Origin of the sequence: Arsukibacterium sp. (assembly GCF_033722355.1) — a bacterium.
Taxonomy (GTDB): Bacteria; Pseudomonadota; Gammaproteobacteria; order Enterobacterales; family Alteromonadaceae; genus Alishewanella.
This window is the reverse complement of the sequence record NZ_JAWVZF010000089.1, coordinates 1-10,584: the sequence shown is the minus strand read 5'-3', so window position 1 is coordinate 10,584 and position 10,584 is coordinate 1. Positions and strand designations below refer to the sequence as shown.

At 48.3% G+C, this 10,584-nt stretch carries 8 protein-coding genes and 1 pseudogene; 6 read left to right on the top strand and 3 right to left on the bottom strand.

What is annotated here, in order from left to right; all coding sequences use genetic code 11:
• Positions 1 to 235: 235 nt before the first annotated feature.
• Positions 236 to 1,222 carry a PEP-CTERM sorting domain-containing protein gene (locus tag R3177_RS09420; RefSeq protein ID WP_318970783.1) on the bottom strand — a complete coding sequence of 329 codons (987 nt, stop codon included), beginning with the start codon at positions 1,220 to 1,222 and terminating at the stop codon, positions 236 to 238.
• Positions 1,223 to 1,575: 353 nt separating this feature from the next.
• Here R3177_RS09420 and R3177_RS09415 point away from each other — a divergent pair, with 353 nt between their 5' ends.
• On the top strand, positions 1,576 to 4,047 hold the full coding sequence (locus R3177_RS09415) for a S9 family peptidase (RefSeq protein ID WP_318970782.1): 2,472 nt from the start codon (positions 1,576 to 1,578) through the stop codon (positions 4,045 to 4,047).
• 93 nt (positions 4,048 to 4,140) lie between these two features.
• Here R3177_RS09415 and mscL read toward each other — a convergent pair whose 3' ends face one another.
• Positions 4,141 to 4,542 carry a large-conductance mechanosensitive channel protein MscL gene (gene mscL / locus R3177_RS09410; protein ID WP_318970781.1) on the bottom strand — a complete coding sequence of 134 codons (402 nt, stop codon included), beginning with the start codon at positions 4,540 to 4,542 and terminating at the stop codon, positions 4,141 to 4,143.
• A 99-nt stretch (positions 4,543 to 4,641) separates the two neighbouring features.
• A complete protein-coding gene (locus R3177_RS09405; RefSeq protein ID WP_318970780.1) occupies positions 4,642 to 5,349 on the bottom strand; it encodes an RluA family pseudouridine synthase in 708 nt (235 codons plus the stop codon).
• A gap of 127 nt (positions 5,350 to 5,476) precedes the next feature.
• Between R3177_RS09405 and R3177_RS09400 the strand changes: the two genes are divergently transcribed.
• From R3177_RS09400 to R3177_RS09380, 5 genes and pseudogenes are all read left to right on the top strand, one after another.
• Complete coding sequence (locus R3177_RS09400) at positions 5,477 to 6,145, top strand: pseudouridine synthase (protein WP_318970779.1); 669 nt, start codon at positions 5,477 to 5,479, stop codon at positions 6,143 to 6,145.
• A gap of 15 nt (positions 6,146 to 6,160) precedes the next feature.
• Positions 6,161 to 7,699 carry a bifunctional GNAT family N-acetyltransferase/carbon-nitrogen hydrolase family protein gene (locus R3177_RS09395; RefSeq protein ID WP_318970778.1) on the top strand — a complete coding sequence of 513 codons (1,539 nt, stop codon included), beginning with the start codon at positions 6,161 to 6,163 and terminating at the stop codon, positions 7,697 to 7,699.
• Positions 7,700 to 7,860: 161 nt separating this feature from the next.
• Complete coding sequence (locus R3177_RS09390) at positions 7,861 to 8,208, top strand: hypothetical protein (protein WP_318970777.1); 348 nt, start codon at positions 7,861 to 7,863, stop codon at positions 8,206 to 8,208.
• Between the two features lie 84 nt (positions 8,209 to 8,292).
• Complete coding sequence (gene secD / locus R3177_RS09385) at positions 8,293 to 10,146, top strand: protein translocase subunit SecD (RefSeq protein ID WP_318970776.1); 1,854 nt, start codon at positions 8,293 to 8,295, stop codon at positions 10,144 to 10,146.
• 10 nt (positions 10,147 to 10,156) lie between these two features.
• Positions 10,157 to 10,584, top strand: a pseudogene (locus tag R3177_RS09380) (protein translocase subunit SecF); the annotation flags it as partial.

The window sequence follows — 10,584 nt, the reverse complement described above, 5'->3', positions numbered from 1 at the left end:
CCAGTTTTTTTAATTTTATTGGCCTGACCCAACTTCACTTTATTTATGCAGAAGGCTTAAATATGGGAGAGGAGGCTGCGCAACAAGCATTGGCGGCAGCCCATCAGCAGCTTGGGAAAGTTAGTGATAAAGTCGCGGCTTAACCTTTTTATAAACAAGAAATCCGCAATTAAGGCTGCGGATTTCATGCTTTATCACCAGTTAAAGGCAAACATCGTTTAACGATCAATACCTGTTAGTGCTTTAAGTGCCGCCGTAAGCCCAGCAAAGCCAGCGCAAAAAGGGCTAAACTACCTGGCTCTGGTACCGGTACACTTGGTGGTGGCGCGTCAATACCCGCCTCACCTGACACATGAAACACCGCCAGAAAAATATTATCATTGTTAGTCGCATTGCTGGTTCTGACACTAATACTGGTATCGCCATTGCTTATATAATCAACTAGTGAATACCGTTCAGTGTCGGAACTATAATCCGGCATAAAGGGTGAGAAGGGATCATCAAAGCTACCCATGGTAATTAGATTACCATCACCTAAACTGGGATCAGCACTGTCATCATTATTACCGGCGTTTCGAGTAATCAAAGTACCGTTTACCTCGACGGTATTGGTCTGGTTACAGCAACTAAAGCCGATACCCAGCATCATATGAGCAAAGAAGCCGGGGGCTGAGGGATCCAGCGGGTCAGCAAAGTTCAGGGATGTGGTATCACCATTTACCAGCGCAAAACCATCAAGGATCCCAACCGTGGATACTCCCAGAGAAGGGTCATTATATACTATTACCAATGCTGACCCGTCCTGGAACCTCGATGTTTCAGTAATGTCAAAGTTATAAACCCCACCCGGGCCGCCGTCCACCAGCGGCTTGATAATGTCAGTGACATCGGCTCTGGTAGCCGTTAACTCACAGCAAGCTGGAGCAGGGATGGTGCCAAGATCAGTATCATAATTTATGGTTTGCCCCGCCAACGTGCCACCGACACCAGTCAGAGAACCATTATTGAAAGTTGAACTGTACAAATAAGCTGCGGTAACGGTTGCACCAGCGGGGACAAGCGCACTAATAGTGCCGCTTTGCGATAGCGATCCCCAGCCATCTGTTGATACCCCATAATTGCCAACAAAGGTTTGAAACGGGACAAGTGTTGCCTGAACTGAACCCGCTATCAGTAACAGCATTGCTGATAGCAGCGATAAGACTTTATGTTTAAGCTTCATAGTAAGCTCCTTTAAATCCTTATTGAGCGATTTAACTGAATAAATTGGACAAGATATTTGCCGTACCTTACTACTACAGTGACTTTGGAAGCATATAAGATGCCAGAACAGCAGTTAATTAGCTCGCCATCTAAGTTTTATTAACATTATTAGTTAGCTGCAGCGCTTTACTACCAATGCTTCTCAAAACTGTTTTATGAGCGAATCGCGCAGTTGTAAATCTTTTGGACAGGGTTATTGGTCAGCCATGATTTATTCCAACTCAGATCTGGACTGATCAGCCGCATTAAGTTGCGTTCCGCTTCAAGGCTTTGTATAACAGGGCGTCGTTAATTCAGTACAAGACTAAAACTATGAAACTATTTTATCAAACCTTGCTTGCTGCCATGTCAGCGGGCTTGCTGATCAGCAGTCATGCTGCCTTGGCCAAACAAGAACCTCAAACCTGGCATAGCACGCCGGTTTCAGCCAATACCGTTTACCAGGCTGATCCGTCAATAAAGCTGACACTTGAACAGATCATGGCCGACCCCGACTGGCTGGGGCGGTCGCCACAAAACCCTTTCTGGGGAGCTGACAGCAACCAGGTGTTTTATCAGCAAAAACGTGCTGGCAGTGAATTGAAAGACTGGTATCAGCGGCCACTGGATGCGGCTGACAATGGCATGCTTGTGCCGCTGTCGCAGCTGCATCAGATAGGAAGTGCCAATGTTGTCTACAGTGCCGATAAGCAGCGCCAGGCCTGGGTATTTGAAGGCAATATCTTTGTTCGCAAAGCTGATGGTCAGATAATGCAAATTACCCGCAGCAACACCGGCTATACCGATCCACAATTTATGCGGGATAACCGGCTGCTTTACCGGCAGGGCTGGACCTTTTTCACTGCTGATTTAGATACTGGCCTGAACAGCGAATTAATCAGTCTGAAAACTGCAGAGCAGCCAAAAGCGCCAACCGTACCAAAAGGTTATCTGGCACAGGAGCAACATAAACTGATTGACTATGTTGCCAAAGTTCAGCGCCATAAAGTGGAACAGCATCAGGCTGACGTTGCACTTCGCAATGCCAACCCGGCTATGGCTCCCGCTGCTGTTTATTTTGGTAAGGATCAGCAAATTGTTGATGCCAGCGTATCACCTAACGCAGATTATCTGCTGGTAGCAGTACGTAAAGCGAAACCGCGTAATGACAAAGATATTATGCCTAACTATATCACCGACAGTGGTGATATTGCGGCGCAGCCGGTAAGGTGGCGGGTCAATGATTTTAAGCCAGAACCTCAGCGGCTTATTCTGGTTTCATTAACCGATGGCACCCAGTATCCGTTAAGTTATACCAGTCTGCCGGGCTACAACGAAGATGTGCTGGCCGAGGTAAAAGCGGAAAATGCCAAAGCAAAAGGCGAGAAGTACAAAAGCAGTAAAGTTATCCGTGATATTGGCCTGATGACCGACTGGTACTGGAGCCAGAGTGCGATCCGCTGGCACAATAACGGCGAGCAGGTTGCAGTGATGCTGAAAGCGTTCGATAACAAAGATCGCTGGATTGCCACCGTTGATTTTGACAAGAAAGCGCTGGTGCCGCAGCACCGGTTGCACGATAAAGCCTGGATCAATTACGCTTTTAATGATTTCGGCTGGTTTAATAACAGTGAGACATTGTATTTTCTGTCTGAAGAAAGTGGCTATTCGCATTTATATACTAAGGTGTTATCCGCCCGCAAAGCGCAGAAACTCACCAGTGGTACTTTTGAAGTCAGCAATCCAATATTAACAACCGATGATGGTTATCTGTATTTTAAAGCAAATGTGTCTCACCCGGGGATCTATGAGGTTTACCGGTTAAATCCGGCCACTGCCGTTACTGAGCAATTAACCAATCTGGGCGGTATGACCGACTTTACGCTGGCCCCGGATGAGCAGAAATTGCTGCTGACCCATTCCACCAGCCTGATGCCGGAAGACTTATATCTTATGTCGGCTAAGCCGGACGCGCAGGTAATCAGACTCACTGACACCGTATCGGCTGAGTTTAAACAGTTGCCGTTAGTGGCACCGCAAATCGTGGCGGTGCCGTCCAGCCATGCTGCACAGCCGATTTTCAGCAAGGTGTATTATCCGGCGGATTACCAGCAGGGTGAGCCACGCCGCGCAGTTATCTTTAATCATGGCGCGGGCTATCTGCAAAACAGCGATCTGGGCTGGTCTGGTTATTTCCGGGAATTCCTGTTTCATAATTTGTTAGCGCAACAGGGTTATGTGGTGATGGATATGGATTACCGGGCATCAAAAGGCTATGGCCGCGACTGGCGCACCGCTATCTATCGTCAGATGGGTACCCCGGAAATTGAAGACCTGGCAGATGGGGTAAACTGGCTGGTTACCAATGCCAATGTTGATCGCGAACGGATCGGCACTTACGGCGGCTCTTACGGCGGGTTCATGACCTTTATGGCGCTGTTTAAGCAGCCTGAGCTGTTTCAGGCCGGCGCAGCGCTGCGTCCGGTCAGTGACTGGGCCTATTATAACCATCCTTATACCTCTAATATCCTGAACACTCCGGATATTGATCCGATTGCCTATCAGCGCAGCTCGCCCATCTACTTTACTCAGGGGTTAACCAAGCCGTTGCTGATTAATGCCCCTATGGTGGATGATAATGTATTCTTCCAGGATGTGGTGCGGTTGGTCCAGCGCTTAATTGAGCAGGAAAAGCAAGACTTTGAAACGGCCATATATCCGGTGGAGCCGCATAGTTTCCGTCAGCCGAGCAGCTGGCTGGACGAATACCGGCGTATTTATAAGTTATTTGAGCAGGAGTTGTAACGGGTTTCCGACCTCCTTTTCAACTGCATCGTTTAGCAAAAACGTCTCTTTAAGAGACGTTTTTTTATGCCACTAACCTGGTCAAAAACACGGCTAAGACTTTTTCAACAGATCCCGTATTTCTGCCAGTAACTTGGTATCTTCCGGTACTTCAGCTACTGCCGGTGGCTTGGCTTCTTCTTTTGCTTTCATCGAATTCATTGCTTTTACCCCGACAAAAACGGCAAAAGCAATAATAATAAAATCAATAATGGTTTGAACAAACATGCCATATTTAATGACAACTTCGGGCTGATTTTCTGCTGCTTGCTGAATGACCATCGCTAAGTCGCGGAAATTTACCCCGCCAAGCAAGACGCCAATAGGCGGCATAATAATGTCATTAACAAAAGATGACACAATTTTGCCAAAAGCGGCGCCAATAATTATCCCCACTGCCATATCAACCACGTTGCCGCGCATGGCAAAACTTTTAAACTCCTTTAGTACACTCATCCGCTACTCCTATTTTTGTTCTAATTTGCTGCCATACAACATTATTTTACCAGACAGGTAAAATCACTATAGTCAGCGACGACTGATTTTCCAGTACAGTTAGCAATTAAACTGTTCAGCGGGCCAGTTAAGTAAACCGCTGGCTGAAATAAAATCGGTACCAGCCGAAAATTCAAGAGTTTTGCCAGAGTAGGGATGTTGTATTTGCAGGCTCGCGGCATGTAGCAGTAAGCGTGGTGCAGCCGTTAAGACCGGTGCAGGGGCATAAAATGCATCGCCAAGGATCGGATGACCCAGCGCCAGCATATGCACCCGCAACTGATGCGAACGGCCGGTCACCGGCAGCAGCTCCAGCAGTGATGCATGCTGCAATTGCTTTAATACCCGGTAATGGGTCAGTGCGGCTTTACCTGTCTGCTCACAGACTTTCTGGCGAGGCTCATTGCCGCCATCCACTGTCAGGGGCAAGTCGATATGGCCTTGTTCGGTGGTTAAATGGCCGGCTACCACTGCCAGATAACGCTTTTTTACCAGACGTTCTGCAAACTGATGTTTCAGTTCGCGTTCTGCTTTACGGCGCAGCGCAAAAACGACGACCCCAGAGGTGCTTAAATCAAGACGGTGCACCAGTTGTGCTAATGTAAACTGTGCTTTTATCCGGCTGAACAGACTATCAGCAAGCTCAGGTGCCCGTCCGGGATTCGTTAACAGACCGCTGGGTTTATTTACAACAACAATGTCTTTGTCCTGATACAAAATATCAAGCCAGGGCTCAGTTGGAGGAGAATAGATAAAAGTATTGGCCATATCCTGGGGGCAGTAATCAATCCGGCCAGCAGCATAACGGATTTTGCGCTGCAGACAAACCGCTTATCAGGCATAATAGCCTTAAAGCGGCGAATGTCTCTTACAATTTTCAAGTGGGTGTTACTACATGGCAGAGCTATCTGAACTGACAGTGCTTCCGGCAACTGAGCAGCCGTTTAACTTGCTGTATGAGGATGAACAGTTGTTGGTGGTCAGTAAGCCCGCCAAACTATTGACCGTGCCGGGCCGGCATCCTGCAAATAAAGATTGTTTAATCAGTCGGGTGCAGCGGGAGTGGCCTGCTGCTTCGGTGGTACACCGGTTAGATTACGATACCTCGGGTATTGTGCTATTACCGCTGACGAAAAGAGCCTTATCTGAGCTTAGCAAGCAGTTTCAGGCCCGCAGTATCAGCAAGCAATATCAGGCCGTCGTCGCCGGGCTGCCAGCTAAAGGCCAGGGTGAAATTAATCTGCCAATTGCTGCTGATCCGGCCAATCGGCCACTCTATAAAATATGTGATAGTGGTAAACCATCGCAGAGCTATTTTCAGGTACTGGCTTATGACACCGTCAGTCAGCAAAGCCGGTTATTGCTGACACCAGTTACCGGACGTTCGCATCAATTGCGGTTACATACCAGGGCAATAGGCCATCCCATTTTGGGTGATACGCTTTATGGTACACCGGATAGCATTGCCGGATCTGAGCGCTTGCTATTACATGCTTGCCACATTAAGTTCAGTCATCCGGTATCCAAAGCGCTTATCAGCCTGAATGATCCGCCAGAGTTTTAAAGCAGAGGAAATAATATGGAAGCCAATCACGTCGAAATACGCCATTTAACCAATGAGGATATGACGGAGCTAAGAGCGGCGTCTGAGCAGGTATATCAAGCCGGTCCGCTACTTACCTGGACCAAAGAACGGGTAGATACGTTATTAACGAAATTCCCGGAGGGGCAGATTTGTGTCTGTGTCGATGGCAAAGTGGTAGGCTGTGCGTTTTCTATTATTATCGATTACCGAAAGTTTAGTGATGATCATACCTACGAGCAAATTGTGTCTGGTTTTTCGTTTGACAACCATGACCATAATGGCGATGTATTATACGGCATAGAAGTGTTTATTCATCCTGATTACCGCGGCTTGCGCCTGGCAAGACGGCTTTATGATGTCCGTAAAGAGCTGTGTGAAAACCTGAATTTACGGGCCATTATGGCCGGTGGCAGAATGCCCAACTACGAACAGCATTCCTCAAAAATGAGCGCCAAGCAGTATATTGAGAAAGTAAAACGTAAAGAGCTGTATGATCCGGTGCTCAGCTTTCAGTTGGCTAATGGCTTTCACGTTCGCAAATTGTTAAAAGGTTACATTCCCGGTGATACCCAGTCACAGGAATATGCCACCTTGCTGGAATGGGCCAATATCTATTACACCAAATCGGTCAAGCTGATTAATGCGCCTAAAGCGGAGGTACGACTGGGCCTGGTGCAGTGGCAAATGCGTAATATGAAAGATATAAACCAACTGTTTGAACAGATGGAATTTTTTGTTGATGCCGTGTCGGATTATAAAAGCGACTTTATTTTGTTCCCCGAGCTTTTCGCTGCGCCATTAATGGAGCATTACAACCATTTAAGTGTGACCCAGAGCATCCGTGAACTGGCCAAGTACACCGATATTATCCGCGATAAGTTTGTTGAATTTGCCATTGCCTATAACATCAATATTATTACCGGCAGTATGCCGTGTCTTTATGACGGAAAACTTCATAACAGTGGCTTTTTATGTCGCAGGGATGGCAGCTGGGAGCAGTATGACAAGGTTCATGTCACGCCTGCAGAGAAGCGAAACTGGGCGATGCATGGCGGCAATAAAGTTAAAGTTTTTGATACCGACTGCGGCAAAATCGGTATTATGATTTGTTACGATGTCGAGTTTCCGGAGTACGCCCGCCTGCTGTCAGAGCAGGGTATGAACATTTTGTTTGTACCATTTTTAACTGATACCCAGAACGGTTACACCCGGGTGCGGCACTGTGCCATGGCCCGCGCTATAGAAAATGAATGTTATGTCGCTATTGCCGGTGCCGTCGGTAACCTGGCACGGGTTAATAATATGGATATCCAGTATGCGCAGTCGGCACTGTTTACCCCGTCTGATTTCTCGTTTCCGACCACCGGTATAAAAGCAGAAGCCACGCCCAATTCAGAAATGCTGCTGATTGTAGACGTTAACCTGGATTTATTAAAAGAGTTGCATAGCCATGGCAGCGTTAATACGATGAAAGACCGTCGGCATGATGTCTATCAGTTATCGTTGGTCAACCCTGTTAGCACCGATAAATAAGCAGTCAGGCCACGGGCATCAAGTTCATCGTAACTGCCTGTGGTCTTAAAACTGTGGTCTTAAAAAATATTTGTCAGTAGATGGCTTGTTTCTTTTAGTGCCAGGCCTCATCATATCGCCAACAGGTTAATTTTAACAACCTGTGCCCGATATGAGGTTTTATGCGCTGGCTCACCCGCTTTGCTATTCTGGTTTATCTGGCATTACTGTCGTCGCCACAAACCTTGGCTGTCAACGGCAGCGGCGTTTCGCGTTTAGCCGATAGCCAGCTGCAGGGGCTTAATCCGGCGGTTTTTTCTACGCTGCATCAGAAAGATTTAATCCCCGCTGATAACGACGAACCTGCTGACGCAAGCGGTGATAATTCCGATATTGCTGTAATAGCCGCAACGCCTTGCAGCTTACCAGAAGCTTTGTCAGTTGCCGTTTCTTCTGCCGGTGCGCTTTGGAGCACGGCCTGTAATTCAGCCTATCCTGCCCGAGCTCCCCCCGTTTTTCTTTCACTGTAAAACTCAAACCGCAACACCGTGTTGCCCGTTTTTTCGTCTGCTACAGCCAAGCTGTGGCGGCTGAGTATGTGAAGGATTAAAATAATGTTAAATAAAAACCCTGCCTGGCGCTATGTCGTTGTGATCGGCATGCTGCTGTTAGCTTTAATCTATGCGTTACCCAATTTATATCCTGAAGATCCTGCCCTTAACATCAGTGCCAGCCGCGGTGGCACAGTTACCGAGCAAACCCGGCTTGAGCTTGAGCAAACTTTTATCAGTGCTGGTAATGCTGCAAAAGCAGTGCAGTTACAGGATGGTAAAATTATCGCACGCTTTAGCAATACCGAGCAGCAGCTGCAAGCACTTGATCAGGCCAAAATGCTGTTAGGCGGTAATTATACCAGTGCGCTGAGTCTGGTGCCGGCAACCCCGGCCTGGTTAACCGCTATCGGCGCTACCCCAATGAAGCTTGGTCTGGATTTGCGCGGTGGGGTGCACTTTCTGTTGGCAGTAGACATGCAGGCTGCGCTGGATAAACACCTGAATGATATGGTCAGTGGCTTTCGAAGTGACCTGCGTCAGGCAGATATTCGTTATCTGAGTGTCAGAGCTGATTTGGAACAGGGCCAGATTAAACTCAGTTTTCGCCAGCCGGCTGATCTTAACAAGGCTCAGGCGCTGTTAAGCAAACAGGATGCCCAGTTAGTCATTACTGAAGATGCCGATAATTTAAGCTTACGGGTAACACTCAGTGAAGAGCGGCAGCGTGAGATCCGTAATTACGCTATCGAGCAAAATATCACCATTATGCGCAACCGGGTTAACGAGATTGGCGTGGCTGAACCGGTAGTGCAGCGTCAGGGTGCTGACCGGATCGTGGTGCAACTGCCCGGTGTGCAGGATACCGCTAAAGCCAAAGAAATACTCAGTGCCACGGCAACGCTGGAATTCCGGCTGGTTGACACCGACAGTGACCTGGCTGCTGCTACAGCGGGCCGTTTACCCGGTCATTCAGAGCTATATCAAAGTGCTGATAACCGGCCGGTATTACTGGAAAAGCGGGTGTTATTAACCGGCGACCACATTATTGATGCGGTTGCAGGCTATGACGAATACAGCCAGCCTCAGGTCAATATTAAACTGGATACGGCGGGTGGCAATTTGATGTCAGAGGCATCAAAAAGTGCCGTTGGCCGCAGAATGGCAACGGTGTTTATTGAATATAAACCCGGCACTGAACTTAATGCTGATGGCACTGCGGTGTTGGTTAAACAGCAGGAAGTGATCAATGACGCCACGATTCAGATGCGACTTGGCCGGGATTTCGTTATTACAGGTTTAAATTCACCTGCAGAAGCCCAGCACCTGGCCAGTTTACTGCGGGCCGGTGCACTTATTGCCCCCATCCAGGTAATTGAAGAGCGCACCATTGGCCCAAGTTTAGGTAAAGAAAATATCGCGCTGGGTTTAGCAGCTATTCAGTGGGGTCTGGTAGCGGTTGTGCTGTTTATGCTGGTGTATTACAAAGCCTTTGGCATGGTAGCCAATGTGGCGCTGGCCGCAAATCTGGTATTGATAGTCGGTTTTCTGTCGATGATCCCAGGGGCGACGCTAACGTTGCCGGGCATGGCCGGAATAGTATTAACGGTAGGTATGGCGGTAGACGCCAATGTGCTTATTTTCGAGCGAATACGGGAAGAGCTGGCAGAGGGGCGCAGTGTGCAGCAGGCGATAAACCTGGGATACGAGCGGGCGTTTTCAACAATTGCTGACTCAAATATCACCACGTTGCTGGTGGCGCTTATTCTGTTCGGTGTGGGCAGTGGCCCGGTTAAAGGATTCGCTATTACCCTGGCCATCGGTATTTTAACGTCAATATTTACTGCTGTTGTTGGCACCCGTTTACTGGTTAACATTTTCTGGGGTGGCCGCCGTCTGCAGTCACTGCCGCTGTAAGGAGCAAGGTATGCAACTGTTCAATTTTAATCAGTCAGTGAATTTTATGCGCCTTAAATGGCCGGCATTACTGTTATCTGCTCTGCTGGTGCTGGGCTCTTTTGGCTCTTTTGTTACTAAAGGCATGAACTGGGGCCTGGATTTTACCGGCGGCACCGTCATCGAGGTAGGTTTTAGCGAGGCGGCAGATTTAAACGCCATGCGTAAAACGCTGGCCGAAGCGGGTTATGCTGACGCCGTAATTCAACTATTTGGCTCCAGTACCGATGTGCTTATCCGTATTCCGCTGCGAGCCGTTGTTGCTCAGGAAAAAGTGGGAGAGGCCGTACTGCAGGCGTTAAATGCTGAACAAGCGTCGGAAGTAGAGCTAAGACGGGTCGAGTTTGTCGGGCCCAGTGTTGGGGAAGAGTTAAAGCAAGACGGCGGCCTGGCGTTGCT

Bases quoted from the DNA above. Each gene is read 5' to 3' on its own strand.
- R3177_RS09390 (WP_318970777.1), top strand. From the start codon at position 7,861: ATGCGCTGGCTCACCCGCTTTGCTATTCTGGTTTATCTGGCATTACTG.
- R3177_RS09420 (WP_318970783.1), bottom strand. From the start codon at position 1,222: ATGAAGCTTAAACATAAAGTCTTATCGCTGCTATCAGCAATGCTGTTA.
- secD (WP_318970776.1), top strand. From the start codon at position 8,293: ATGTTAAATAAAAACCCTGCCTGGCGCTATGTCGTTGTGATCGGCATG.
- R3177_RS09415 (WP_318970782.1), top strand. From the start codon at position 1,576: ATGAAACTATTTTATCAAACCTTGCTTGCTGCCATGTCAGCGGGCTTG.
- mscL (WP_318970781.1), bottom strand. From the start codon at position 4,542: ATGAGTGTACTAAAGGAGTTTAAAAGTTTTGCCATGCGCGGCAACGTG.
- R3177_RS09395 (WP_318970778.1), top strand. From the start codon at position 6,161: ATGGAAGCCAATCACGTCGAAATACGCCATTTAACCAATGAGGATATG.
- R3177_RS09405 (WP_318970780.1), bottom strand. From the start codon at position 5,349: ATGGCCAATACTTTTATCTATTCTCCTCCAACTGAGCCCTGGCTTGAT.
- R3177_RS09400 (WP_318970779.1), top strand. From the start codon at position 5,477: ATGGCAGAGCTATCTGAACTGACAGTGCTTCCGGCAACTGAGCAGCCG.